We start from the raw sequence: 25885 nt of genomic DNA, 5'->3' as shown, positions 1-25885 counted from the left end.
GGCATTCGCCCACGTGGTTACTCTGGAGGGGATCCAGACATCCCCGCATCCCTCAGCGGGGGTGACCTCTTGGGAAGCAGGGGCACCCATGGTCGGTCCACGCCACGCCCGGATGTCTGTGCCCCTCCCATCGGCCGGCGCCATCGACCGGTTGCGGCTGACCCCACTGCTCGAGCGGCGACCGGTGACGGTTCTCTCCGGCATGGCGGGGTTCGGCAAGTCGACGCTGCTGTCCGAGACGGTGCGACGCCAGCAGGTCCGCGGAGCGGGATTCTGGCTGACCGTCGACGACTCGGACCGGGACCCGGTGCGTCTGGTGTCGGATCTGCTGGCCGCGGCCAGCCTCGCCGGCATCGAACAGCTCACCGCGGCCCTGGCTCCGCTTCGTGCCTCGTCGCTGCGTGCCGAGCCCGTGGCCCTCGTCGACGCGCTGCTCGAGGCGCTCTACGACACCGCTGAGCCCCTCGTCCTGGCCCTCGACGACGCACAGCACCTCGCAGGGGCCAAGGCCTCGGCAGAGCTGGTCAACCACCTGCTCAGATGGGCCCCTGCCAACATGCGCGTCGTGATCGGCGCGCGGGTGGTGCCGCCGCTGCGGCTGCAGAGACTGCGGCTCGACGACCACCTCACCTACCTCGCCCACAGCGAGCTCGCCTTCAGCGCCGACGAGACGGCCGAGGCGGTCAAGGCGTCCGGTCTCGAGCTGGACGGCGACACCGTGGCCTCCATCCACGAGGCCACGGGCGGGTGGCCCGCCGGGGTCCGCATGGCCATCCTCGCGGCCCGCCACGACGACCGACCCCGCAACGTGCCGGTCGAGCTGCGCCGCGACCGGGCGCTGGCCGACTACCTCGCGACGGAGGTGCTCGCGGCCCTGAGTGACGAGATGCGCGACTTCGTCCTCGACAGCTGCCTCGACGAGCTGGTGTGCCCATCCCTCATCGACGGCATCCGTGGCACGACCACCGCCGAGGCGCTCCTCGAGCAGTGCCTGTCCGACGGGATCTTCCTGTCGCGGGGCGCGGCTCCCACGGACGAGCCCTGGTACCAGTGGCACCCGCTCTTCGCCAGCCACATCCAGCGCCGTCTGGCGACGGATCGGCCCGAGCGCGCCGTCCAGCTGCACTCCGCAGCGGCAGCCTGGTGGGTCCGCGTCGACGCGCCGACGGCGATCAGGCACGCCGTGGCCGCGGGCGACGGTGACATGGCGTCGCGCATCTTCTCCGAGCACTGGCTGGAGCTGTTCCTCGAGGGTCGGGTCGACGCCGTCACGGACGCCGTGCAGCACCTCCCGCACGCCGTCGCGGACAGCGCGGACGTACACCTGGCCCAGGCGCTCGTCCTCGTGCGCCGGGGCCGGCTCGACGCCGCCCGCGCCGAGATCGCCTCTGCTCGACGCGCCGTGGAGCGGCTGCCGCAGCAGGACCGGGACGGGATCGAGGAGCGCACGGCGATCGTCGAGCTCTTCCTCACCGGCTACGACCAGGGGCTGGGCGCCGCGGTGGAGTCCGGGGAGGCGATGCTGGAGCGGCTCGCCCGGGGCGACCGCGCCCCGGACCCGGTGGTCCAGGCGTCCCTGCAGGTCTTCGTCGGGATGGGCGAGGCGCGCCTCCAGACCCACGACGAGCTGCCCCTCGAGATGCTGCGGGCCTCGGCGGCCACCGCTCACGACACCGGCCTGCTCGCGCTCGAGCTCACCGCCCTGGCCGAGTCCTGCATCCCCGCTATCGCCGAGGGCCGGCTGACCGAGGTGCACGACCTCGCCGTCGACGTGCTGGCCCGGGCCGCGGACCGCGGCTGGGTCGGTCTCGTGACGCTCGCCCCTGCGGTCGCCTACCTCGGCTGGCTGGACTACTGGCGGGGCAACCTGACCCAGGCGAGGGCGCAGCTCGAACGCAGCCTCTCGATGGTGCTCCCCTTCGACCTGGAGCTGCGGGGGCTGACGCTGAACTTCCACGCGAAGACGTGCCTGGCACTCGGCGACACCAAGGCCGCCCGGGCCAGCATGTCCGAGATCCGCGCCATGACCGGCTCCCATCCCCAGATCCCGTGGTGGCCCTCCATGCTCGACGGCCTGGAGGGGCTGGCCCTCATGGCCGAGGGCCGGAAGCCCGAAGCCGTTGCCCTCGCATCCTCGGCCCCCCTGGAGGCCGACTACCGCCTCGCGCCGGCTCACCGCGCGAGGGTCCTGCTGCTGGCAGGTGACCCCGAGGCTGCGCTGGCGGAGATCTCCCGTGTGCCGATGGGCGGGGGGTTCGTCCACCTCACCTGCCTCGGCCGGTGCATCGAGGCAGAGGCCCGGTCCAAGCTCGGGCGAGCCGACGCCCACGCCTCCCTCGAGCTCGCGCTCGCGGCGGCCGAGCCCGACCAGCTCTACGGGCCGTTCCTCGCCGGCGGCAAGACGATGGCCCAGCTGCTCAAGGCGCACCTGCGTCACGGGACCAGCCACCCCGCTGCGCTGACGCAGGTGCTCGCGCGCCTCTCGAGGCAGCACGAGCACCACGTACCCGGGTGGGGTGAGCGCCTCACCGACCGTGAGCGGGTGATCCTCCAGTACCTGGCGACCAACCTCACCAACGCCGAGATCGCCGAGGCCGAGTTCATCTCGCTCCACACGACCAAGACGCACATCGCGCACATCTACCAGAAGCTCGGGGTGGGCAGCCGCCGGGCAGCGATCCGTCGGGCCGCCGACCTCGAGCTCTACTAGGCCCGACCCCGCACCTCGCTCGACCGGCCGTTCCCGCGCGTTCGGCGTCCATCTCCCCCTCGACGGATGACGCACGGTGCCGGGACCTCGCGACATCCTGCGACAGAGACGTGGACACCCCCGTCACGAGAGGGGCCAGCATGCGAGCGATCGTGGTCGTGGCCGGTGACGTCGACGAGCGCGACGTGTGGCCGTATGCCGTGTGGTCCGACGGCGACGGCACGAGCACGACGTTGACCGTCACCGTGCACGACAGCCAGGAGCTCGTCGGCGTGCTCGCCGCGCTGACCGCGCTGGGGCTCGAGGTCATCTCGACCCGGCTCGTCGACGAGCCGGGTGGCCCCGCCCCCTCCGACCCCCGGCGCTGACCTCCGATCTCGCTCTGGGAGAGCGATGCCGCACTCCCCTCGGCGGGATGAATGTAGGGCTCGACAACAGGTCAATCCACTCTACCGTCGCAGCACGCGGCGGCACTGAAAGGTCGGTCTTCACCATGGACTTCTGGAGCTTCTTCTGGCTGCTCGTCTGGTCCTTCTTCTTCGTCGCCTACTTGATGATGCTCTTCCAGATCTTCGGGGACCTCTTCCGTGACGAGTCCCTGGGCGGCGTCGCGAAGGCCCTGTGGGTCATCGTGCTCATCTTCTTCCCGCTGATCTCCGCGCTGGTCTACGTCATCGTCCGTGGTCGCGGCATGGCCGAGCGCACCATGAAGCGCACCTCGGAGCAGGTGGCGGCGCAGGAGGACTACATCCGCACCGTCGCCGCGCCCAAGTCGTCGTCCATCGAGGAGCTGACGCAGGCCAAGGCGCTGCTCGACGCCGGCGCCATCTCGCCCGAGGAGTTCGCACAGATCAAGTCCCGGGCCCTGGCATGACCCCGACCGCCCCGGGTGCGCTTCGGCCGGCCGGGGCCGTCGACCGTGATCGACTGCTGGCCACGTTTCTGGGGCTCGTGGCCGTGGACAGCCCGACGGGCCACGAAGGCTCGATCGGCACGGTCCTCGAGGCTCGCTACCGCGAGCTGGGCTGCTCGACCACCATGGACGACATCGGCAACATCGTCGCGGTCTACCCGGGCACGCGGCCGGGAACGATCCTCGTGTCGACGCACATGGACACGGCCGGCACCGACCGCGGGATCGTCCCCATCATCGGGGACGACGGGATCATCCGGACCGACGGCTCGACGATCCTCGGGGCCGATGACAAGTCCGGGCTCGCCGGTTGCCTGGAGCTGCTCCGGCTGCTCCAGTCCAACCGCGGATGGACCTTCCCGACGATCGAGTTCGTGTCGACCGTCGGCGAGGAGCGAGGTCTGGTCGGCTCACGTCATCTCGACGTGAGCCGGCTCGACGCGACGCACGGCTTCGTCCTCGACACCGCGGGCGTCATGGGGTCGATCACCTACTGGTCACCCACCTCCGTCTACCTCACCATCACCGTCCACGGCCGCAAGGCGCACGCGGGCGTCGAGCCCGAGAAGGGCATCAGCGCCGTGCAGGTGGCCGCACAGGCCATCGCCTCCATGCCGCTCGGACGCATCGACGAGGAGACGGTCGCCAACATCGGCACGATCCGGGGCGGCGAGGCCCGCAACATCATCCCCGACACCGTCGAGCTCGAAGGGATGGCGCGCAGCCACGACCAGGACAAGCTCGACCACCAGCTGGCGGCGATGCGGAGCGCGTGCCAGCGCGCGGCCGATGAGGCTGGGGCGACGGTGGACTTCGCGGCGGAGGAGATCTACAAGACGTACAAGATCGCCGAGGACGCCCTCCCCTACCGAGAGGCAGCCTCGGCGATCCGGTCCCTCGGGCTCGAGGTCTCTCCACGCAAGTCGGGTGGCGGCACGGACGGAAACTACTTCAACGCCAAGGGAATCCCGTGCGTGGCCTTGCCGACCGGCATGGTCGACGAGCACGCAACCAGTGAGCACATCGCCATCGACGACATGGTGCTGGCCTGCCAGACCCTCGTCGCGATCGTCACCCAACCAGCGGCCGGCGAGGCCGGCTGCGGCGGCTCCATCCCGTTGCTCCGCACGCTCGAGACGGCTGCTCCCGGCGCGGAGTTCGTGCTGTGGGGGCCGGAGGACGTCGCGGCCGCGCGGATCCACGCGTCCGACGAGAGCGTCGACCCCAGCGAGATCGAGAAGATGATCGTGGCCCAGGCCCTCCTGCTCCAGCGCCTCGCCGACGGCGCCGGGTCCGGGTCCGGGTAGGCCGCGGCGGCCGGCGCATGACGTGGGTCGTCGCAGTCTTCGCGCTGCTGGTCATCGTCTTCGTGACCCAGTCGGCCCGCGTCGGCCGGGCGCACCTGACCGGTCCCATCGTCTTCGTCGCGGCCGGCATCGTGCTCGGCGTCCTCGTGTCGGGCGGGGCCGACACGACGACGAGCCGCACCATCGCCGAGGTGACGCTGGCGCTGACGCTCTTCCACGACGCTGCACAGCTGCAGCCCCGCGAGGTGCGTGGTGACTCGGTCTTCACCGGGCGACTCCTCCTCATCGGTCTCCCCCTCACGATCGGGGCCGGGTACCTGCTGGCGCGCGGCATCTTCCCCGGCTCCAGCGCGTGGCTGGCACTGCTCCTCGCGGCGACCCTGGCTCCCACCGACGCCGGACTCGGCGCGGCCACCGTGCTCAACCCGGTCGTGCCGGTCCGGGTGCGGCGCATCCTCAACGTCGAGAGCGGTCTCAACGACGGGATGGCCACCCCGGTGGTGCTGTTCGCCATCGCAGCTGCTGCTGGGGTCGCGCCCGAGGACGCCCTCGTCGACGCCCTGCGCGAGCTCGCGATCGGAGCGCTCGTCGGCATCGCAGCGGGGTACGCGTCCGGCCGGCTGATCGAGCGGTCGCGCAGAGCCGGGTGGGCGGAGTCGGGGCTGCTGCCCATCGCAACGCTCTCGGTGCCGGTGCTCGCGTACTACGGCGCCGTCGAGGTCGGCGGCAACGGGTTCGTCGCAGCCTTCGTGGCCGGGACGGCATACGCAGCTGCTCAGACGGACTCGAGGCACACGCACGCCGGCCTGGAGATGACTGATCGGCTCTCTGCACTCCTCGGGTTCGGCGTGTGGCTGCTCTTCGGGATCACGGTCGCCCACCATCTCGACTGGATGGTGCGGTGGCAGAGCCTGCTCTACGCGGCGCTCTCCCTCACCGCCCTCCGGATGCTTCCCGTCGCGCTGTGTCTGCTGGGCACGGGACTGCAACGACGCACCGTCCTCTTCGTGGGCTGGTTCGGGCCGCGCGGGCTCGCCTCCGTCGTCTTCGCGCTCATCACCTACGAGACCCTCGGCGCAGCCGACCCCGCTGTCCAGACCCTCATCGGCGCCGTCGCCACGACCGTGCTCCTCAGTGTCATCCTGCACGGCCTCTCCGCGGGGCCCTGGGCGCAGCGGTACGGGGACTGGGCACAGCACACCGGTCCCGCGGTCGAGACCCAGCCCGCGGCAGAGCCGCTGGCCGTGCGCCGGTCGGTGGGCGGGCAGACCACGTACGGCCCCCGGGAGGAAGGCGTGCCGCCGCTGCGGTGACCCTCCGTGTTCCCCCGGCCTGCCGCTAGATCCCGCGCCAGGTCGAGGTGGCGCGGCCGATGCGCTCGGAGAGCCCGGAGCCGACGACCACCCCGACGGCGATGGCCACGATGCTCAGCAGGGCGTTGACGAAGTCGCCGAGGCCCCCTGCCTGGTCTGCGCCGACGATACGAGCCACGCCCTGCAGGCCGAGCGCACCCGGCACGAGCAGCCAGAACGTCGGCAGGAAGGTCACCGGCACCGGAGGGCCGCTGCGCCGGCTCTGGATCGTGTAGCACACGGGAAGCACGACGGCTGCCGCCAGGAAGCTCGCGCCGAGGGTGCCGAGGGCACGACCGGCCAGCGCCTGGACGCCGTAGGCGACGTAGAGGACCACGAGGAGCCATCCGAGGGTTCGAGGCGGCGCGGACGAGGCGACGAACTGTCCGACCCCGAAGACGAGGACCCCCACCCAGGGCGCCCATCCCCCGAGCGCGGCAGGTGCCTGCTCCAGGGCCGGTGGCAGACCGGCGATCTCGGCCCCCATCGCGATGCCGAAGCTCAGGACCAAGAGCCGTTCGAGTCCGTAGACGAGCCGAGCCGAACCCGCCAGCATGTCTCCGGTGGAGAGCTCGACGGTGGCCATCGTCAGTGCGGCGCCGGGCAGGAACGTCACGAGCGCGGGGATGACGATCTCCAGGGGCGTCGAGCCGACAGCCGGTGCCACCCACTGGAAGGTGATGGCCGTGACCACGGTCGCGGTGACGACGGGGAGCACGAGGGAGAGCATGGGCTCTCGGTCGGCCCACCACCGCAGGCCGCCGACGAGGAAGCCGATGAGCAGCAACGCCGGCAGGGCGCTGGCCGTGGGGTTGAGCAGGAGACCCAGGCCCACGGTGACGACGCCACTGGCGAGGACCGCGACGACGCCGCCGAAGCGCGGCTGTGAGGCCACCAGCGCATCGAGGCGCTCGCGCGCGACGCCGGCCTCCACCGAGCCGTGGCGGATGTCGTCGATGAGCCGGTAGAGCGCGTCGACCTGGTCGAGCCGCAGGGGCACGCTGCTGCCGGCCTCGAAGTCCATCCGGCTGGAGTCACCCGTGTCGATGCGCACGAACACCCCGGTGGGCACGACGAAGAACGTCACGCCGGTGGCCGCGTAGACGTCCGCGACCTGCTCGAGGATCTGGGTCACGCGCTCCGTCGCGTCGCCGGCACGGGACATGACGACGCCGAGATGGCGGAGCAGGTCGAGGACGGCCTCGGGGGGCGGTGCGTCGAAGTCCTCGGGCTCGGGGTCCGCCGCAGGGCCGAGAGGCGCGAGGTGGGACTGGGCGACCTCCGCGACGCGCGACCACCAGCGACGGCTCACCGACCGCACGCGTGCACCCGGTGTGACGAGCCCCCCGGGTACCGGGTCCGATTCGCTGGACACGACACCAGCGTGGCAGCCGCCGTGGTCGTGAGAGTCATCCTCCACGGGTGACTCTCACGGGCTGTGTGGCGTCCTAGATTCGAGGAGCGCGGCAGGCGCGTGTGCTTGGCGGAGGGAGCGCAACCATGACCGAAGCGAGTTCGTCAGCCGCGTCCGGGAGTTCCGGACGGGCGGCGGCGCAGACTGCGGCCCGAGCGGGCGGGGTGCTGGCCGCCACCTGCCTGTCGACCTTCGTCGTCAACGCCAACACGTCAGCGGTCAGCATCCTCCTGCCGGCCATCAGCGCGGACACGGGCATGGACGTGACGACCCTGCAGTGGGCCGTCACGGGCTACTCGCTCGTCGGCGCCGCGGTCATCGTGACGTCCGGCTCGCTGGGTGACGTCTTCGGACGCAAGCGGGTCTTCCAGCTCGGCCTGATGCTCTTCGTCGTGTCCTGCATCTTCATCGCCCTGTCGTCGTCCGGAGGTGCCGTCATCGCCGGCCGCGTCATCCAGGGCGCGGCGGGGGCCACCATCCTGGCCTGCGGCCTGAGCCTCCTCTCCGTGGCGAACGACGGACAGGAGCAGCTGCGGGCGGTGTCGCTCTGGGGGGCCGCCGCCGCCGTCGGAGCGGCGGCCGGCCCGCTCATGGGTGGGGTGCTGGTCTCGGTGATGGGCTGGCAGGGGCTCTTCTGGGTCGACGCCGTCATCGCGGTCGTCTGCATCCTCATCACGGCCCGACGCGTCTCCGAGTCACGCGACACGACCCGCTCGCGGTCGATCGACTACGCCGGCTCGATCCTCATCGCGTTGACGCTGGCGCCGCTCATCCTCGCGCTGAGCAAGGGCGGCGACTGGGGCTGGGGGTCGGTCGCCACGCTCGCGTGCATCGCCATCGGTGTCGCGGCAGGATTCGCCTTCGTCGCCGTCGAGCGGCGGGTGGCCGTCCCGATGCTCGACCTCGGACTGCTTCGCAACCGCGTCCTCGTCGGCTCGACGATCGCCATCCTCATCGGTGCCGGCACCATCAATGCGCTGATGTATCTGCTCAGCCTCTACTTCCAGGACCCGAACGCCCTCGGATTCACGACGCTCCAGGCAGGTCTGGCGACCTTGCCGGCGACGATCGGGCTCGTCGTCATCGCGGCCGCCGTGCCGCGCCTCACCGCGCGCCTCGGTGGCCGCCAGGTCGTTGGCATCGGGTTCATCCTGACGGCCGTCGGTTTCGCCGCCCTCGGGTTCGCCGACGCCGACTGGGCCTACCGTGCCTTCCTCCTGCCATTGCTGGCCGTCGCCGTGGGAATGGGACTGTCGAACGGGCCCGCATCGTCGGCGTCCACCGCCTGTGTGCCGGAGAAGCAGGTCGGGTCCGCGTCAGGGGTCTCGAACATGGCGCGCTACGTGGGGGCGGCGGTCGCAACCGCGCTGGCCGCGACGATCTACGGAGCCGTCATCGCCGACCGCACCGCGGAAGGGAAGCCCGCTGCAGACGCCCTGGCCTCAGGTCTCGCGACCGCGTCGTGGGTCATGGCCGCCTTCAGCATGGCCGGAGTGCTGATGGCCGTCCTGATGGGCCGGCACCAGGCCGCCAAGGGAACGATCCACGACTCGGCGGCCGCCGCCGCATCCACTGCCATGACGCTGCGCACCACCGCGACGGGTGCTGCGGTGAAGGGCGCCTGAGGCCGGCCGTCCCTCGTCGCGCCGTTCAGCGCGTCAGGCGCTGGAGGAAGAGGGCCTCGGCGAGAGCCATGTCCGCGATTTCCCGCGGGTGAACGCTCTCGTTGGGGGCGTGGATGAGCGCCAGTGGCTCCTCGACCCCCATGAGGATCAGCTCGGCGCCAGGGTAGGTCTCCGCGAAGACGTTGCACAGCGGGATCGAACCTCCCTGACCCAGGCTCACCATGGGACTGCCGAAAGCCTCCTCCATCGCCGAGGCGATGGCCCGGTAGGCGGGCCCGTCCGTCCGGGCCGAGAACGGCGACCCCGTCGCCTCCGTCTCGACGGCCACGTGCACGCCCCAGGGAGCCGCGGCGACGAGGTGGTCCGTCAGCGCCTTCTCCGCCACGGCGGGATCCGTCCCCGGGGGGATGCGCAGGTTGAGGCGGGCACGCGCCCGCGGGACGATGGCTGCTGCCGACCCGACGACGGGCGGGCAGTCGATGCCCAGGATCGTCAGCGACGGCCGAGCCCAGAGCATGTCGGACACGCTCCCGTCGCCGAGCAGCGACGCCCCGTCGACGACGCCCGCGTCGCTGCGGAACTGGTCCTCGGGGTAGGTGGCCCCCGACCACTCCTGGCTGTTGTCGAGGCCGGACACCGTCGTGTTGCCCTCGGCGTCGCGCAGGCCGGCGAGCATCGCGACGAGCGCCGCGAGGGCATCCGGCGCGGCGCCCCCGAACATGCCGGAATGGATCTCCGAGGCAAGGGCCTCGACGGTGACGACGACATTCACCATGCCGCGCAGGCTCACCGTGGCTGCAGGTCGTCCGACCGCGGCGTTCCCGGTGTCACAGACGAGGACGGCATCGGCGCGGAGCAGGTCCGCGTGCTTGGGCACGAAGTCCTCGAGGCCACCCGTCCCCTGCTCCTCCGACCCCTCGACGACGAGCTTGAGGTTGACCGGCACGTCATCGCCGAGCGCTCGGAGGGCTGTCAGGTGCATGACGATGTTGCCCTTGCAGTCCGCCGTGCCTCGGCCGTGCCACCGGCCGTCGACCTCGGTGAGCTCGAACGGCGGTGTGCGCCAAGCCGTCTCGTCGAGCGGGGGCTGTACGTCGTAGTGGGCGTACAGCAGTACCGTGACGGCGTCGGGGTCTCCGCAGGGGCGTGACCCCACGACCGCCTGGCTCCCGTCCGCGGTCTCGGCCAGGTGCGCGTCGGTGAAGCCGACCGCCGCGAAGGCGTCGAGCACCCACTGGGCGGCCCGGGCACACTCCTCCGGCGGGTACTGGCGCGGGTCGGCGACGGACGGGATCGACACGAGCTCAGCGAGGTCCGATCGTGCCTGCCCCATCAGACCGGCGACGCGTTCACGCAGCTCCACTCGTCGTCACCCCTTCACCGTGTCGGCGAGGTCGAGGCCGTCGACGAACTCCTGGAAGGTGGGCACCTCGTCGGGGCAGTAGATCTTGAGGACGGCCAGCTGGCCCTTGACCACCCGGTTGTCGGCGATGACCGGTCGCATGCCCGGCCCGGCCGCGCCGTTCATGAGCTGGCCGAGCAGGATGCCCTTGCGCAGCGACCCGTTCGGGTCGTCACACACCGCTCCGCCGTCGTCCCCGAGAACCCGCACGACCTGCTCCTTGCTCGGCGCACGAGCACCTGCCGCGGTGAGGGCTGCGATGAGCTGGGTGGCCTTCTGGTCGGCTTGCTGCGACGACTTGCCGGAATGGAAGGTCAGCAGCGCAATGACCGTGAGGGCCACGATCGCGATGCCGGCGACGATGTAGGTCGTCCGGTTCTGCTGGTACGTGGCGCTCTCCGTGATGTTCATGATGCGGCCACCTCTGACGTCTCAGGCTGCTTCCACGAGGGCTTGCGCAGCCTGTAGAAGAGGAACGGAACGAGCAGGCCGAGCCCGAGCGCGCCAGCCGCGACGATCACGAGATACGTTGCGGGACTGCCCGACCCGAACTGCGAGGGCGGGACGAACCCGATGAGCAGGGCTGCGAGGGAGGCGGCGAAACCGATCCCGCAGAGCGCCCCCAGCATCGGCGCCCGGTAGCCACGCGCGTGGTCCGGGTCGTTGCGCCGCAGGCGCACCGCGGCCACGAACATCAACAGGTACATGATGAGGTAGACCTGCGTCGTGATGACGGAGAAGATCCAGTAGGCGCTCGACACGTTGGGGATCAGGGCGTAGCCGAGCCCGATGATCGTCGTGATGATGCCCTGCGCCACGAGGATGTTCTGCTGGACGCCGTTCTTGTTGAGCTTCTGCAGCACCGGTGGCAGGTAGCCCTCCTGACGCGAGATGAGCAGCAGGCCCTTCGACGGGCCGGCGAGCCAGGTGAGCATGCCACCGAGCGACGCGGTCACCAGCATGACCCCGACGATCGGGGTCAGCCACTGCGCGCCGAAGTTCGCGAAGACTGCGTCGAAGGCCTGCATGACCCCGGCCGTGAGCGACAGCTCCTCGGCGGGCACGATCCAGCTGATCGCCAGGGCCGGCAGGATGAAGATCGTCAGCACCAGCCCCATCGCCAGGAACATCGACTTCGGGAACTCCTTGGCCGGGTTCTTCAACGAGCCGACGTGCACCGCGTTCATCTCCATGCCGGAGTACGACAGGAAGTTGTTGACGATCAGCACGAGGCTGGAGAGCCCCGCCCAGACGGGCAGCAGGTTGTCTGCGGTCATCGGAGCGGCGGACGGGTTGCCCTGACCCAGGAAGACGGCGCCCAACGTGACGAGGACGACACCGGGGATCAGCGTGCCGATGATGAGCCCGGCACTCGCCAGACCCGAGACGCCCTTGGTCCCACGCGACGAGACCCACACGGCGGACCAGTACACGACGACGATGACGAGGGCGGTCCACACGCCGTTGGACGCGAGCGCCGGATTGATGACGTAGGCCAAGGTGCTCGCCACGAAGCCCAGCAGGCTGGGGTAGTAGAAGATCGTCATCGCGAACTGGCACCAGACGGCCAGGAAGCCCATCGGCTTGGAGATGCCACGGGCCACCCAGTTGTAGACGCCGCCATCCCACCCCGAGGCGAGCTCTGCCGAGACCAGGGAGGTCGGGATCAGGAAGACGATGGCCGGCACGATGTAGAGGAACACGCACGCCAGGCCGTACACCGCCATCGTCGGAGCCGCCCGGAGGCTGGCGACCGAGCTCGTCGTCATCATCGCCAGGGCGATCCAAGAGATGTAGGCCGTGGCCGGTGCCCTGGTGCGCCTCGTGGTGGCGACGACGGGTTCGTCGGCCGACGCGTCCATGGCGCTCATCGAGACCACCGGGCCCGTGGTCGGGGCGTCGGGCCCACCGGTCCGAGGGGACGCCCCCGACCGTTCCCTGTCAATGCCTTCTCGTCCCGCTGCATGCCGACCACCATCCATCCCATGAGATCACCGCACGTTCCATCAGATTCCTGCGTGGGCTCGTGTTCCGGCGTCACTCCTTCGGGCTGATACCCGGACAGGGCTCACTGGACGACGGCGAGCCCGTGGTCGGTGTTGTTGAGCCGAACGGCACCGGTCTCGGTCACGGTGACGATGTCCTCGATGCGCACGCCGAAGCGTCCGGCCAGGTAGATCCCGGGTTCGACCGAGAAGCACATCCCGGGGACGAGGGGCTGGTCCTCCCCCTCGACCATGTACGGCGGCTCGTGGGTGGTCACCCCGATGCCGTGACCGGTCCGGTGGATGAACGCGTCGCCGTAGCCCGCCTCCGTGATGACGGCCCGCGCCGCGCGGTCGACGTCCTGGCACGTCGCACCCGGCCGGGCCGCGGCGACCCCGGCCTCCTGCGCGAGCCGGACGATCTCGTGGACGTCGCGGATCTGCTGGGTCGGCTCCCCCACGCAGACCGTGCGGGTCGTGTCGGACCCGTAGCCGAACATCAGGCCGCCGAAGTCCAGCACGACGGCGTCACCCTGCTGGATGACGCGGTCGCCGGCCTCGTGGTGCGGGTTGGCACCGTTGGGGCCGGACCCCACCACCGTGAAGTCCACCTGCTCGTGCCCGAAGTGACGCAGCAGGGCAGCGAGGTCCGCGGCCACCTCGGTCTCGCGGCGCCCGGCGAAGCGGACCTTGACGATCTCCCCGTAGGCCGCGTCGGCCGCAGCACCCGCCGCCGTGAGCCGCGCCAGCTCGTCGGGTCCCTTGACCGCGCGCATCATCGGCAGCCCCACGGTGAGCGACTGGTAGGTCGAGCGGGGCAGGGCTGCTTGCAGACCGAGCAGGTGGAGCGCCCACGCCGAGTCGGAGACGCCGTACGTTCCGTCGGGCCGCAACAACGGTGCGGCGGCCAGGTAGGGGTCGGCGGCGTCGGCCCAGTCCATCACCCGCATTCCGCGGACGCCCTCGGCCGCCTCGGCATCGGGCCGCTCGAGGGCGGGGACCAGCAGCGTCGGCTCCTGGTCGGGCGCGAGCACGAGCACCGTCAGCCTCTCGGTGATCGCGGTGGGCTGGTATCCGCTGAGCCAGACGAGATCCGGTCCCGGAGTCACGAGGACGCCCGCGAGGCCGGCTTCGGTCGCGGCTGCCACGACGCGTCGTCCGCGCGCCCGGTAGTCCTCCGCGGTGAACGGGGGTGGTGGCTGCACGTCGACGGGGCTCATGGATGTCTCCTTGGGTAGCGCGCTCCATGCTAGGTCTCGTCTCCAGGAGGTCTGCTCACCCGATCGGGATGACTCCGTGCCTGCTTGGCCGCCACCGGGAGATGCGAGCCGACGTCGTCGAGCCACCACCATTCGTTCACCCGACAGGGTTAGGTTCGGCATGGTGGTCGACGCGTCCGCGGCGACCCGACGAGGAGCGTGCATGGTGGACCCACTGCTGGCCGGTGACCGCGCCGCCGCGCCGCGGACGCTCGTCGACGTGCTCGCCGACGTCACCGCGCGTCACCCCGATGCGCCGGCGCTCGACGACACCGTCACCGTCCTGACGTATGCCGAGCTGACCGAGCAGGCGAGACGGATGGCCGCAGAGCTCGTGGCCGCGGGCGTATGCCGTGGCGACCGGGTGGGCGTGCGCGTGCCGTCGGGGACGACCGACCTCTACGTCGCCGTGCTCGGAGTCCTCCACGCCGGGGCGGCGTACGTGCCTGTCGACGTCGACGACCCGCAGGAACGGGCCGACCTCGTCTTCTCCGAGGCCGCGGTGAAGGCGGTCGTGGGAGCGCGTCGGCAGGTCACGGTGCCGTCGCCCGGCTCACCGGTCCCGGCGTCCGGGCGGACCGCCCGACGCGCGGCACCGCGGCCGGCGCGCGCGGGCCGGGACGGTCGGCATGACCCGGGCGTCCTGCCGGACGTCCGCGTGCAGGACGACGCCTGGGTGATCTTCACCTCGGGGTCGACCGGCGTGCCCAAGGGCGTGGCGGTCTCCCACCGTTCAGCGGCGGCCTTCGTCGACGCTGAGGCCCGGATGTTCTTGCAGGACAGTCCGATCGGTCCGGGTGACCGCGTGCTCGCCGGGCTCTCGGTCGCGTTCGACGCGTCGTGCGAGGAGATGTGGCTCGCCTGGGGGCACGGGGCCTGCCTCGTCCCGGCACCACGGAGTCTCGTGCGCACCGGCATGGACCTCGGACCGTGGCTCGTGGCCCAGGACGTCACCGTCGTCTCCACGGTCCCGACGCTGGCCGCGCTCTGGCCGGCCGAGGCCCTCGAGCCGGTGCGGCTGCTCGTCTTCGGGGGCGAGGCGTGCCCGCCCGAGCTGGCCGAACGGCTCGTCGCCCCGGACCGCGAGGTCTGGAACACCTACGGCCCGACCGAGGCGACCGTCGTCGCCTGCGGAGCGCGGCTCGACGGCACCACTCCGATCCGGATCGGCCTGCCCCTCGATGGCTGGGACCTCGCCGTCGTGGGCCCGGACGACCGGCCCGTCGCCCAGGGTGAGACGGGCCAGCTCATCATCGGCGGCGTGGGGCTCGCCCGCTACCTCGACCCCGCCAAGGACGCCGAGAAGTACGCCCCCATGCCGACCCTCGGCTGGGACCGCGCCTACCGGTCGGGCGACCTCGTCGTCAACGACCCCGAGGGCCTCGTCTTCGTCGGGCGCGCCGACGAGCAGGTCAAGCTCGGCGGTCGCCGGATCGAGCTCGGGGAGGTCGACGCGGCGCTGCAGTCCCTCCCCGGCGTGTCGGGTGCAGCCGCGGCCGTCAAGACGACGGGCGCCGGGAGCCAGGTCCTCGTCGGCTACGTCGTGCCCGACTCCGTCAGCCGCGCTGGCCTCCCGGCGTCGGGCACCGACTTCGACCGGACGGCGGCGCTCGCACGCCTCCACCATGAGCTTCCGGCCGCCCTCGTCCCGGTGCTCGCCGTCGTCGAGTCCCTGCCGACGCGCACGTCGGGGAAGGTCGACCGTGCGGCGCTCCCGTGGCCGCTGCCGGGCGCGGCCGACGACGGCGAGCCCAGCGACCTGTCCGGCACGGCGGCATGGCTCGCGGGTCACTGGACCGCGGTGCTCGGCACCGAGGTGCGTTCGGCCGAGGCGGACTTCTTCGACCACGGCGGCGGGAGCCTGTCGTCGGCGCGCCTCGTGTCGCTGCTCCGCGAGCGCTACCCGACGGTGACCGTGGCCGACGTCCACACGCACCCGCGCCTCGGCGCCCAGGCCGAGCTGCTCGAGACGATGGACACGGCCGACGGGTCACGGACCGAGCGCACGGTGCGCCGCATCCCGCGCGGCACCCAGCTCGTGCAGACGGCCGTGTCCCTCGTCCTGCTCACGGTCAAGGGACTGCAGTGGCTCGTCGGTCTCGTCACCCTCACCGAGCTCCTGCGCCTCGCCCACCTTGCCGACTGGTCGCAACCGGTGTCCTGGTGGGCCCTCGGCATCGGCTGGCTCCTCTTCATCACCCCCCTCGGCCGGATGGGCCTGTCCGCGTTGGCCGCCCGGGTCCTCCTCGCCGGTGTGCGTCCGGGCACGTACCCCCGTGGTGGGAGCGTGCAGATGCGGCTCTGGGCCGCCGAGCGCTTCGCCGATGCGATGGGGGCCATCACGATGGCCGGAGCGCCGTGGATCATCTACTACGCGAGGATGCTCGGCGCCTCGGTGGGTCCCGGTGTCGACCTCCACTCCGTGCCCCCGGTCACGGGCATGCTGACGATCGGGTCCGGTGCCAGCGTCGAGCCCGAGGTCGACCTCTCCGGCTACTGGATCGACGGCGACGTCGTGCACGTCGGCCTCGTCCACATCGGCCGCGAGGCGGTCATCGGCGCCCGCAGCACCATCGGTCCGGACGTGCACATCGGCCGTGGCGTCGTCGTCGAGGCCGGCTCGACCGTCCTCCGGTCGGTGCGACCCGGGCGGGTCGTCGCCGGGTCGCCGGCCCAGCGGGTCGACGACCCGGGCCGCTCGAGGTGGCCCACGGATCGTCCCCCGAACGCACCTGCCTGGCTCGTCGTCTACGGGCTGTCCGGCGTCTTCCTGTCGGTCCTGCCCTTCCTCGCGCTCCTGCCAGGCGTGCTCGTCGTGGGCGGTGCGGTCGCCCGGGCCACGGGGTCACGCGAGGCGGTCGTGACGGCATACGCGGCCGTGCCCGTCCTGACCGTGCTCAGTCTCGTGTCGCTCTCAGCCATCACGATCGTGCTGGTGCGCCTCCTCGCGATCGGGCTGCGCGAGGGCTACCACCCCGTCCGCGGCAGGGTCGGCTGGCAGGTGTGGGCGACCGAGCGCCTCCTCGACCAGGCGCGCACGTTGCTCTTCCCCGTCTACGCCAGTCTCGTCACCCCGATGTGGCTGCGCGCCCTCGGTGCGCGCGTCGGTCGCGATGTCGAGGCCTCGACGGTCCTGCTGCTGCCGTCGATGACGTCGGTCGCCGACGGCGCCTTCCTCGCCGACGACACGATGGTCGCCGGCTACGAGCTCGCCCACGGGTGGGTGCACATCGCACCGGCGAAGATCGGCAAGCGCGCCTTCCTCGGCAACAGCGGGATGACGGCGCCGGGCCGGCGTGTGCCCAAGCACGGCCTCGTCGCGGTGCTCTCGGCCGCACCGCAGAAGTCCAAGGCCGGATCGAGCTGGCTCGGCAGCCCGCCGGTGCGGCTGCGCCGTCCTCCGCAGGGATCCGACGACGAGAGGACCTTCGCTCCCCCGCTCCGCCTCAAGGTGGTCCGTGGCCTCGTCGAGCTGTGCCGGGTCGTGCCCGTCATGGTGACCGTGGCGATCGGGGTCACCGTCCTCGTGGCGCTCCAGTGGCTCGTCGACCGCGTCGGCCTGGCCGGCGCGGCGGCTCTGGGCGGTGTCGTCCTCGCCGCCGCCGGAGCCGTCGCCGCCGGGGTGACGACCGTCGCCAAGTGGGTCGTCGTCGGCCGCATCGGCGCCGTCGAGCACCCGCTGTGGAGCTCCTTCGTCTGGCGCAATGAGGTCGTCGACACGTTCGTCGAGATGGTCGCGGGACCGTGGTTCGCGTGGACGGCGACGGGCACACCGGCCATCAACGTCTGGCTGCGAAGCCTCGGGGCCCGGATCGGGCATGGGGTGTGGTGTGAGACCTACTGGCTGCCCGAGGCGGACCTCGTGACCCTCGGTGACGGCGTGACCGTCAACCGGGGCTGCGTGCTCCAGACCCATCTCTTCCATGATCGAATCATGAGCATGGACACGGTCACGCTCGAGGACGGAGCCACGCTCGGCCCCAACGGGGTGATCCTTCCCGCGGCGAGCATCGGGGTGGCCGCGACGGTGGGTCCCGGTTCGCTCGTGCTCCGGGGCGAGGCCGTGCCGCGCGGGACCCGCTGGACGGGCAACCCGATCGCACCGTGGAGCGGTGCCGACCCCGTGGCCCACGCGTCCGGACCCGCGCCGGGATCAGCGTCGGGTGGATCCGCGGGCGACGTCGCGAGCGGCGTGCGATGACGGGCGGCCTCGTCCAGCAGGTGCCCGCGCTGACCGACGCGTACACGCCCGACCGTGGTGATCCCGCCTACGAGGTCACGCACTACGACCTCGACCTCGACTACAAGGTCTCGACCAACCGCCTCGCCGGTCGCGCCGTCCTCGAGATCACCGTGCTCGAGGACGTGCGGCGGCTCGTCGTCGACCTCGTGGGCCTGCGCGTCCTCAAGGTCTCGGTCGGTGGCCGGGCCGCCAAGTGGGTCCACCGCGGCCCCCGGGTCGTCGTCACCCCGTCGGTCCCGCTGGCGCGCGGCGAGCGCACCCAGGTCGCGATCGCGTATGCCGGCACGCCGGGTCCCGTGGCCACGCGCTGGGGCGACGTCGGCTGGGAGGAGCTCACGGAGGGGGCGCTCGTGGCCGCGCAGCCCAACGGAGCGGCGACGTGGTTCCCGTGCAACGACCATCCCCGGACGAAGGCCACGTACCGGCTGGCGTTCGAGTGCGACTCGCCCTACGACGTCGTCGCGACGGGGGCACTCGTGGCCGCGCGGGCGCGCGGCAGCCGGACGCGGCGGGTCTTCGAGCAGGACGTCCCCATGGCGACCTACCTCGCCACGGTCCACGTCGGCCACTACGTGCGGCGCGCCCTGGCCCCGGCCGACGTGCCGATCTCCGTCGTGCTGCCGGCGACCCGCGAGCGCGACGTCATGCACGACCTGGAGCGGCTGCCTGCCATGACGAGCCTCTACGAGGCGCTCTTCGGGCCCTACCCGTTCGAGGACTACACCGTCGTCGTCACCGCCGACGACCTCGAGATCCCGCTCGAGGCGCACGCCATGGCGACGTTCGGGCCGAACTGGCTCGACGGGCGTCGCCGCCACGAGCGCCTCGTCGCCCACGAGCTCGCGCACCAGTGGTTCGGCAACAGCCTGACCCCGTCGACGTGGGCCGACATCTGGCTCAACGAGGGGTTCGCCTGCTACGCCGAGTGGCTCTGGGCGGAGCACGCCGACGGCGTCCCGGTGCGCGTCAACGCCGGAACCCACTGGTCCCGGCTCTCCCGTCTGGCACAGGACGTCGTGCTCGCCGACCCCGGGCCCGACCACATGTTCGACGACCGCGTCTACAAGCGCGGGGCCCTGACCCTGCACGCCCTGCGGGTGGAGCTCGGTGACGTCGCGTTCTTCGACCTCCTGCGCGACTGGGTGGCGGCCCACCGGCACGGGTCCGTGACCACCGACGAGTTCGTCAGCCACGTCGAGACGTTCGTGCGGGAGATCCCGCCCACGGACGGGGACGGGGACGGGGACGGCGACGCCGCGGGCCGGCGGGCCCGCGACCTGCTCGAGCGGTGGCTCTGGGCCACCCCCCTGCCACGGTTCGCCCAGCCAGCCTGACGTCTCAGTGGGCGCGTACCTCCAGCGCTCCCACGGCGGACTCGAGAGCGACGGCGGCGGCATACGCCCTCGGCACGTCGAGGTCGGCGACCGTGACCGACGGCATGCCGGGGACGACGTCGGTGGGGACGCCCGGCGCGGGCGTCGCGAAGCTCGTGGGGTCGATGCGGAGGCCGACCCCGAGCGCCTTGAGGGCGGCCTCCTTGCGCACCCACGTCGTGATGTCCGTGAGTTCCTCGGTGCCGCGGGCTCGTTCGCCGGGGTGGAGTGCCACGTCGCCGTAGCCACCGAACCGCACGGCGTCGACGGGCTCGACGTCGACGCCGACAGGTCCGTGCTGGCTCAGTGCGAGCGCGACGACGGCGCGGGTCCGGCTCAGCGACAGGTGCAGCCCCGGGTCGTCGAGCAGGCGGGGGGCGCCGTGCTGCCGGCCGCAGTCGGGGCACGTGCGGTCGAAGCGCAGTGACTCCGGTGGTCGGCCCAGGATCCGGCCGACCTCCCGGCGGGCCATGGCGTGGAGCAGCAGGTACGCCGCCGCGTCGCGTCGGTCGGCCAGGCGCGCCCACCGCGCGCGCTCGTGCTCGTCGAGCCCGGCGGCGATGGCCGCAGAATCGGGCGGCACCCATGCCCCGGGCGTCGACTCGCGCACCCAGACGTCGACCGTCGCGTCGGTCGGTCTCCGCGACCGCTCGGTGCCGTCCACGCGCCAAGGATCGACGCGTGGTCCCCGATCCGCAAGGCGGCGTCCGCCGAGACATCGCCCTGCCGAGGTGATGCGCGCACTGTCCGGTGGTGCGAGCGTCGAGGAGAGCGCACCACGCGCCACGTCACGAGGCGTCACCCTGAGGAGAGACTGTGAGCAACGAGAGCCAGTCGGCGACGACATCCGGGGCGCGAGCGGGGACGGCGACCCGGAAGGTGGCCCACCTGACCCCGGACCAGCGCGTGACCCGGGGCAGGGCCGCCCGCAACGAGACACCGAGGCGCAGCCACGGGTCGTGGGAGCCGTCGACGGACCGGCCCGACCCCGTCGCGCTGCTCGAGGAGCAGGCGACGAGCCGGGTCCCGGAGCTCGTCCCGCTGCGCTACGGACGGATGCTCGTCTCTCCGTTCACGTTCTACCGCGGCGCGGCGCTCATCATGGCCAGCGACCTCGCCGCGACCCCACGGTCGGGATTCATCTCCCAGATCTGCGGCGACGCCCACCTGTCGAACTTCGGGGTGTTCGCCTCTCCCGAGCGGCGCCTCCTCTTCGACATGAACGACTTCGACGAGACGCTTCCGGGTCCGTGGGAGTGGGACGTCAAGCGGCTCGCGGCCAGCTTCGAGATCGCCGGTCGCGATCGGGGCTTCTCGGCGGCGGACCGCCGGGACGTCGTCAGGTCCTGCGTCGCCGAGTACCGCGCCCGGATGCAGCTGTTCGCGGCCGCGCGCAACCTCGACGTCTGGTACGCCCACATCGAGGTCGACACGGTGTTCGAGCTGCTGAAGTCCAGCATCACGAAGAAGCAGCAGGCCAAGGCACAGGCCAACGCGGCCAAGGCCCGCACCCGGGACAGCATGCAGGCCTTCACCAAGCTGACCCATGACGTCGACGGTGAGCGACGGATCATCTCCGACGCGCCCCTCATCGTGCCGATCGAGGAGCTGGCGGCGGGCACGGGGCATGACGACGTCGAGGGTGAGCTCCGCGCTCTCATCAGGTCGTACCGCCGCACCCTGGAGACCGATCGGCGCGAGCTGCTCGAGTCCTTCGAATACGTCCACGCCGCCCGCAAGGTCGTCGGGGTCGGGAGCGTCGGCACCCGGGCTTGGATCATCCTCCTGCTCGGCCGGGACGGGCAGGACCCGCTGTTCCTGCAGGCCAAGGAGGCCCAGGAGTCCGTCCTCGAGAGGTTCGTCGGGGCGAGCCGGTATGCCAACCACGGCCAGCGCGTCGTCGCCGGCCAGCGGCTCATGCAGGCGGCCAGCGACATCTTCCTCGGGTGGCAGCGGGTCCACGGGTTCGACGGTCAGGTGCGTGACTTCTACCTGCGTCAGCTGCGCGACTGGAAGGGCTCGGCCGACGTCGACACCATGAGCTCCGGCGTCATGACCGCCTACGCCCGGATCTGCGGGGCGACGCTGGCCCGAGCACACGCCCGCTCGGGTGACCGCATCGCGATCGCCGCCTACCTCGGCACGAGCGACACCTTCGACCGCGCGATCGCCGACTTCGCGTCGTCCTACGCCGACCAGAACGAACGTGACTACGAGGCCCTCGTGGCGGCAGTCCGATCCGGGCGCCTCGAGGCCCAGACGGGCATGTAGAGGGCTTCGGGGTGCGTGAGGTGCCGGAGGCATGCCATGGGCTGCGGACGACCAGCACGAGAGGCACGCGATGACCAGGCTGTCGATGCATGAGCAGCTCCCGTTCGACGAGGAAGCGGTCAGGTCGTCGATCTCGACCGGAGAGCTCCCAGAACCGGACGAGGTGATCGGCGCCGTCACCGAGGCGTACGAGCGGTATCGGGCGAACCGGGAGGGTGCCGTCGCCGACTACATCCCGGTCCTGGCCGAGGCGTCGCCGGACTGGTTCGGCATCTCCGTGGTGGGAGCACGAGGGAGGTCGTTCGAGATCGGGGACGTCGAGAGGACGTTCTCGATCCAGAGCGTGTCGAAACCGTTCGTCTTCGCGCTGGTCTGCGAGGCGGTCGGAGACGTCGACGCGCGTCGCCTCCTCGGGGTCAACAGCACCGGCTTCCCCTTCGACTCCCTCGTGGCGGTGGAGCTCAACCTGGACCGCACGATGAACCCGTTGGTCAACGCGGGTGCGATCGCAGCGACGAGTCTGGTGCCGGGGAGCACGGCGGAGGAGAAGTGGGACCGGGTCAGGGAGGGCCTGTCAGGCTTCGCCGGCCGTGAGCTGAGCCTGAACGAGAGGGTCTACGCCTCGGAGTCCGCCACCAACCTGCGCAACCAGGGCATCGCCCACCTGCTGCAGAGCTACGGCCGTCTCTACTTCGACCCGGACGAGGCCACGGACATCTACACGCGCCAGTGCTCTCTCGACGTGAGCGTCCACGACCTTGCGGTCATGGCGTCCACGCTGGCCAACGGCGGGGTGAACCCGGTGACCGGGAGGACGGTCGTCGGGCGGGGCGTGTGCCGGCGCGTCCTGGCGGTGATGGCCACAGCGGGCCTGTACGAACTGTCCGGCGACTGGCTCTACGAGGTCGGGGTCCCGGGCAAGAGCGGGGTCAGCGGCGGCATCGTCACCGTCGCACCCGGTAAGGGCGGCCTGGCGACGTTCTCCCCTCCCCTGGACGTGGCGGGCAACAGCGTGCGCGGGCAGCTGGTCACCAAGTACCTCGCGGAACGGCTCGGGCTCAACCTCTTCGCCTCGATGACGGTCTCGCCGGACCGAGGGCCGCTGGAGATCAAGCAGCGCGAACCTCGGGATCGATGAGGCAGACGAGGTCCTCCGGCCGCCGACAACCTCGGGAGCACAGGACCACTGGCACCCCCTCGAACCAGATGATCCTCCATCGCGTTCCGTCCTCGTCCAGCTCCCTCGCGGCATGGATCTCGCCCTCGCAACCCTCGGTCAAGCACGGGATCCGGATCGTGTCCACGTCCACCTTCGAACACCTTTCTGGGGGGTCGGCCCTGTCGGTCTGCTCGGGAGGGGTCCCGCATGTCCGGGTGCGGTGTGCCTCCCCGGTATCCATACCCGCGCGTGGACCGCGCGCGTCGGTCGACGCGCACACCCGCCCACGCCGGGGCGTGAGCCACGAACGTGCCGGCAGCCATGCTGTCGCGCTCGGTGCCCGCTTCAGGAACGTCCTGCGTGTCGGCTCGTCGCGATACCGTCACCGGGTGCCGGGTCCCATCGAGATACCCCCCGACGGGTTCGTCGTCCTCGACGGTGTCCGCTTCCACTACCTGGACTGGGGCGGCGACGGAGACCCGCTGTTGATGCTGGCCGGTCTGGGCTGCACCGCCCACGTGTTCTCGGAGCTGGCCCCGCACCTGAGCGACCGGTTCCGGGTGGTCGCCCTGACCCGACGCGGGCACGGGCGGACGGACCGGGTCCAGAACGGCTTCGCGCTTGCAGACGCCGCCGAGGACGCGCGCCGCCTCCTCGACGCCCTGGGCATCGAGCGGGCCCATGTCGTGGGGCACTCGATGGGAGGAGGTGAGGTCTCGGCCCTCGCCGCTCGACATCCCGAACGCGTCGCCGGGGTCGTCTACCTCGACGGTGCCTACGACTGGGCCGACAGCCCGACGGTCGAGTGGCCGGAGGAGGCAGCGAGCCCGGACCGGTTCGCCACGTACGAGGACTACGTCGACTTCGTGCACTCCCTGCTCCCGGACGACATCCGTGGACCTGCTCTCGACGCGATGATGCGCGCCTCCGTGGACACCCTCCCGGACGGGTCCGTGATCGACACGTTCTCTACGGCGGCCTCGGCGCCGTTCGTCCGGGCCCTCAAGGCGTTCCGACACCCCTACTCCGACATCACCGCTCCCGCGCTCGCCATCTACGCCCTCGGGGACCAGTGGCAGGGACCCGACGCGATCTGGCGGGCTACGTGCCGTGACCGTTTCGCAGCGGAGACCGCGGATGCTCACGTCATCGAGCTCCACGCCAGCCACTACGTGTTCATCGACCGCCGCGACGAGGTTGTCGCGGCGCTGCGGAGCTTCCTCACCTGCCCCTCGACCTGAACCGTGGCCGCGGCGGCCTGCGGTCCGGCATTTCCCTGCGACGTGACCGACGCGCCCGGTGCCGAGGCCTACACTGAAAGGGCGTCGCGCGCAGTTTCCTTGAATGGTAGGTGGATCGCCATGCGTTCCTGCTTCCCGCGCGTGCCCACAGCGTGCGCCGCCGCTCTCGCTCCCATCGCCGTCGTCGTGCTCGCCCTCCCCGCCGCGACGCTTGCCTCCGCCCGTCCGGCCGGCTCGGCCCCTCCACTCGTCGTGTCCGCGGGCACCGTCGCCACCACCCTGAGCCCGGGTGCCCAGGCCCAGGCCGTCTACAACCGCATGACGACGGCACAGCGCGTCGGGCAGCTCTTCATGGTCGGAGGTGCCGTGACCGGGCTCGGTTCGGCCACGACGACGGCGATCAGCCGGTACCACGTCGGCAACCTCATCCTCACGGGCCGCACGACCGCGGGCGCCCCGCCGGTGCGATACCTCACGGGGCGAGCCGACACCTTGACGACGACCGCGGCGACGGCAGGGGTGCCGCTGTTCATCGCCTCCGACCAGGAGGGCGGATACGTGCAGGTCCTCCAAGGGCCGGGCTTCTCGCGCATGCCGACCGCCCTGACGCAGGGCACCTGGTCCGACACGTCGCTCACGGCATACGCCAGGGCGTGGGGCACGCAGGTGATGCGCTCGGGCGTCGACGTCGACCTCGCACCGGTGATGGACACGGTCGCCAAGAGCTTCGCGAGCCTCAACAAGCCCATCGGCTTCTACCAGCGGGAGTACGGGTACACCCAGGCCGTCGTCGCCGACAAGGGCACGACCTTCCTCAAGGGCATGAGAGCATCCGGTCTCGCGATGACGGCCAAGCACTTCCCCGGGCTCGGACGGGTGACCGGAAACACCGACACGACAGCGGGAGTGACCGACACGGTGACCACCCGCACGTCCACCGACATCACGCCGTTCCGAGCTGCGATCAGCGCCGGTGCGCATCTGCTGATGGTGTCATCGGCCTACTACTCCCGCATCGACGCGTCGCACCCGGCGGTCTTCTCGCCCACGGTGATCCGCGGAATGATCCGCGGCGACCTGGGTTTCACGGGCGTCGTCATCAGTGACGACCTGGGAAACGCCAAGCAGGTGGCCGCGTGGTCGCCCGGCGCCCGTGCCGTGGGGTTCATCAACGCGGGCGGTGACGTCGTGCTGACCGGCAACCCCTACGTCGTCCCGGCGATGGTCGCTGCCGTCACCGCGCGGGCCGCATCCGACAGCGTGTTCCGCGGTCGTGTCCAGGCAGCGGTGATGCGCGTCCTGACGGTCAAGGCGCAGTACGGCCTGCTCGCGCCGCGGCTCCCGGTCACGGGATACTTCGGCCCACTGACGAAGACGGCCCTGCAGCGCTGGCTGGGTATCTCACAGACCGGCGTCTTCGACAGCGCGACGATCCGCGCTCTGCAGGTCCGGGTCGGTGCACCTGCCGTGGGCGTCTGGGGACCGCACTCGATGGCGGCCCTGCAGAGCTACCTCGGCCTCTATCTCGACGGCGCGACGACGTGGAACACCCGCACCGTCGCCGCACTCCAGCGCTACCTCGACACCCAGCTCTGAAGGCTGACCGGCAGATGTCGCCGCATCGACGTCAG

General features: G+C 71.4%; 18 protein-coding genes. 12 read left to right on the top strand and 6 right to left on the bottom strand.

The annotated features are described in order from the left end of the window. Positions 1-112 precede the first annotated feature (112 nt). From AB4Z14_RS00140 to AB4Z14_RS00120, 5 genes are all read left to right on the top strand, one after another. Complete coding sequence (locus AB4Z14_RS00140; RefSeq protein WP_442273387.1) at positions 113-2710, top strand: LuxR C-terminal-related transcriptional regulator; 2598 nt, start codon at positions 113-115, stop codon at positions 2708-2710. Between the two features lie 140 nt (positions 2711-2850). Further along, positions 2851-3078, top strand: a complete 228-nt coding sequence (locus AB4Z14_RS00135; protein WP_056825321.1) for a hypothetical protein — start codon at positions 2851-2853, stop codon at positions 3076-3078. A 125-nt stretch (positions 3079-3203) separates the two neighbouring features. Further along, the gene (locus tag AB4Z14_RS00130; RefSeq protein ID WP_442273386.1) at positions 3204-3584 is read left to right on the top strand and encodes an SHOCT domain-containing protein; all 381 of its coding nucleotides are present in this window, start codon (positions 3204-3206) and stop codon (positions 3582-3584) included. Continuing rightward, the gene (locus AB4Z14_RS00125; RefSeq protein ID WP_442273385.1) at positions 3581-4930 is read left to right on the top strand and encodes a M20/M25/M40 family metallo-hydrolase; all 1350 of its coding nucleotides are present in this window, start codon (positions 3581-3583) and stop codon (positions 4928-4930) included. Before AB4Z14_RS00130 ends, AB4Z14_RS00125 begins: the two co-directional genes overlap by 4 nt. A 17-nt stretch (positions 4931-4947) precedes the next feature. Continuing rightward, on the top strand, positions 4948-6243 hold the full coding sequence (locus AB4Z14_RS00120; RefSeq protein WP_442273384.1) for a cation:proton antiporter: 1296 nt from the start codon (positions 4948-4950) through the stop codon (positions 6241-6243). A gap of 25 nt (positions 6244-6268) precedes the next feature. On the opposite strand, the gene AB4Z14_RS00115 is transcribed toward AB4Z14_RS00120, so the two are convergent. Continuing rightward, the gene (locus AB4Z14_RS00115; protein ID WP_442273383.1) at positions 6269-7657 is read right to left on the bottom strand and encodes a threonine/serine ThrE exporter family protein; all 1389 of its coding nucleotides are present in this window, start codon (positions 7655-7657) and stop codon (positions 6269-6271) included. Between the two features lie 125 nt (positions 7658-7782). On the opposite strand from AB4Z14_RS00115, the gene AB4Z14_RS00110 reads away from it, so the two are divergent. Beyond that, positions 7783-9321, top strand: coding sequence for an MFS transporter (locus AB4Z14_RS00110; protein ID WP_442273382.1), 1539 nt, complete (start codon positions 7783-7785; stop codon positions 9319-9321). A 25-nt stretch (positions 9322-9346) separates the two neighbouring features. Here AB4Z14_RS00110 and AB4Z14_RS00105 read toward each other — a convergent pair whose 3' ends face one another. The 4 genes from AB4Z14_RS00105 to AB4Z14_RS00090 all read right to left on the bottom strand — a co-directional run bounded on the left by AB4Z14_RS00105 (position 9347) and on the right by AB4Z14_RS00090 (position 13928). Beyond that, a complete protein-coding gene (locus AB4Z14_RS00105) occupies positions 9347-10684 on the bottom strand; it encodes a dipeptidase (protein ID WP_442273381.1) in 1338 nt (445 codons plus the stop codon). Between the two features lie 6 nt (positions 10685-10690). Beyond that, positions 10691-11134: a hypothetical protein gene (locus tag AB4Z14_RS00100; RefSeq protein ID WP_442273380.1), complete on the bottom strand. Its 444-nt coding sequence runs from the start codon at positions 11132-11134 to the stop codon at positions 10691-10693. Continuing rightward, a complete protein-coding gene (locus AB4Z14_RS00095) occupies positions 11131-12594 on the bottom strand; it encodes an APC family permease (protein WP_442273379.1) in 1464 nt (487 codons plus the stop codon). Before AB4Z14_RS00095 ends, AB4Z14_RS00100 begins: the two co-directional genes overlap by 4 nt. A gap of 197 nt (positions 12595-12791) precedes the next feature. After that, complete coding sequence (locus tag AB4Z14_RS00090; protein WP_442273378.1) at positions 12792-13928, bottom strand: aminopeptidase P family protein; 1137 nt, start codon at positions 13926-13928, stop codon at positions 12792-12794. A 202-nt stretch (positions 13929-14130) separates the two neighbouring features. Here AB4Z14_RS00090 and AB4Z14_RS00085 point away from each other — a divergent pair, with 202 nt between their 5' ends. Both AB4Z14_RS00085 and AB4Z14_RS00080 read left to right on the top strand, forming a co-directional pair. Then, a complete protein-coding gene (locus tag AB4Z14_RS00085) occupies positions 14131-18168 on the top strand; it encodes a Pls/PosA family non-ribosomal peptide synthetase (protein WP_442273377.1) in 4038 nt (1345 codons plus the stop codon). Continuing rightward, the gene (locus AB4Z14_RS00080) at positions 18165-19544 is read left to right on the top strand and encodes a M1 family metallopeptidase (protein ID WP_442273376.1); all 1380 of its coding nucleotides are present in this window, start codon (positions 18165-18167) and stop codon (positions 19542-19544) included. The genes AB4Z14_RS00085 and AB4Z14_RS00080 overlap by 4 nt, the downstream gene beginning before the upstream one ends. 4 nt (positions 19545-19548) lie before the next feature. Here the strand turns inward: AB4Z14_RS00080 and AB4Z14_RS00075 are convergent, their stop codons facing one another. Further along, positions 19549-20247: a 4'-phosphopantetheinyl transferase family protein gene (locus AB4Z14_RS00075; RefSeq protein ID WP_442273375.1), complete on the bottom strand. Its 699-nt coding sequence runs from the start codon at positions 20245-20247 to the stop codon at positions 19549-19551. 152 nt (positions 20248-20399) lie between these two features. On the opposite strand from AB4Z14_RS00075, the gene AB4Z14_RS00070 reads away from it, so the two are divergent. The 4 genes from AB4Z14_RS00070 to AB4Z14_RS00055 all read left to right on the top strand — a co-directional run bounded on the left by AB4Z14_RS00070 (position 20400) and on the right by AB4Z14_RS00055 (position 25850). Beyond that, positions 20400-21854 carry a DUF2252 domain-containing protein gene (locus AB4Z14_RS00070; protein WP_082619866.1) on the top strand — a complete coding sequence of 485 codons (1455 nt, stop codon included), beginning with the start codon at positions 20400-20402 and terminating at the stop codon, positions 21852-21854. Positions 21855-21924: 70 nt separating this feature from the next. Next, a complete protein-coding gene (gene glsA / locus AB4Z14_RS00065; RefSeq protein WP_442273374.1) occupies positions 21925-22992 on the top strand; it encodes a glutaminase A in 1068 nt (355 codons plus the stop codon). A gap of 410 nt (positions 22993-23402) precedes the next feature. Then, entirely contained in the window at positions 23403-24254 is an 852-nt protein-coding gene (locus tag AB4Z14_RS00060; RefSeq protein WP_442273373.1) for an alpha/beta fold hydrolase, read from the top strand. A gap of 120 nt (positions 24255-24374) precedes the next feature. After that, on the top strand, positions 24375-25850 hold the full coding sequence (locus AB4Z14_RS00055; RefSeq protein ID WP_442273372.1) for a glycoside hydrolase family 3 N-terminal domain-containing protein: 1476 nt from the start codon (positions 24375-24377) through the stop codon (positions 25848-25850). Positions 25851-25885 lie beyond the last annotated feature (35 nt).

The sequence above is a fragment of the Terrabacter sp. 2TAF16 genome (genome assembly GCF_052115065.1).
Lineage (GTDB): Bacteria > Actinomycetota > Actinomycetes > Actinomycetales > Dermatophilaceae > Terrabacter.
The sequence above is the reverse complement of the archived record's forward strand: the minus strand, read 5'-3'. Positions and strand labels throughout refer to the sequence as shown.

Coding starts and splice junctions, on each gene's coding strand:
- AB4Z14_RS00140 (WP_442273387.1), top strand. CDS start 113: ATGTCTGTGCCCCTCCCATCGGCCGGCGCCATCGACCGGTTGCGGCTG.
- AB4Z14_RS00135 (WP_056825321.1), top strand. CDS start 2,851: ATGCGAGCGATCGTGGTCGTGGCCGGTGACGTCGACGAGCGCGACGTG.
- AB4Z14_RS00130 (WP_442273386.1), top strand. CDS start 3,204: ATGGACTTCTGGAGCTTCTTCTGGCTGCTCGTCTGGTCCTTCTTCTTC.
- AB4Z14_RS00125 (WP_442273385.1), top strand. CDS start 3,581: ATGACCCCGACCGCCCCGGGTGCGCTTCGGCCGGCCGGGGCCGTCGAC.
- AB4Z14_RS00120 (WP_442273384.1), top strand. CDS start 4,948: ATGACGTGGGTCGTCGCAGTCTTCGCGCTGCTGGTCATCGTCTTCGTG.
- AB4Z14_RS00110 (WP_442273382.1), top strand. CDS start 7,783: ATGACCGAAGCGAGTTCGTCAGCCGCGTCCGGGAGTTCCGGACGGGCG.
- AB4Z14_RS00100 (WP_442273380.1), bottom strand. CDS start 11,134: ATGAACATCACGGAGAGCGCCACGTACCAGCAGAACCGGACGACCTAC.
- AB4Z14_RS00095 (WP_442273379.1), bottom strand. CDS start 12,594: ATGAGCGCCATGGACGCGTCGGCCGACGAACCCGTCGTCGCCACCACG.
- AB4Z14_RS00090 (WP_442273378.1), bottom strand. CDS start 13,928: ATGAGCCCCGTCGACGTGCAGCCACCACCCCCGTTCACCGCGGAGGAC.
- AB4Z14_RS00085 (WP_442273377.1), top strand. CDS start 14,131: ATGGTGGACCCACTGCTGGCCGGTGACCGCGCCGCCGCGCCGCGGACG.
- AB4Z14_RS00080 (WP_442273376.1), top strand. CDS start 18,165: ATGACGGGCGGCCTCGTCCAGCAGGTGCCCGCGCTGACCGACGCGTAC.
- glsA (WP_442273374.1), top strand. CDS start 21,925: ATGACCAGGCTGTCGATGCATGAGCAGCTCCCGTTCGACGAGGAAGCG.
- AB4Z14_RS00055 (WP_442273372.1), top strand. CDS start 24,375: ATGCGTTCCTGCTTCCCGCGCGTGCCCACAGCGTGCGCCGCCGCTCTC.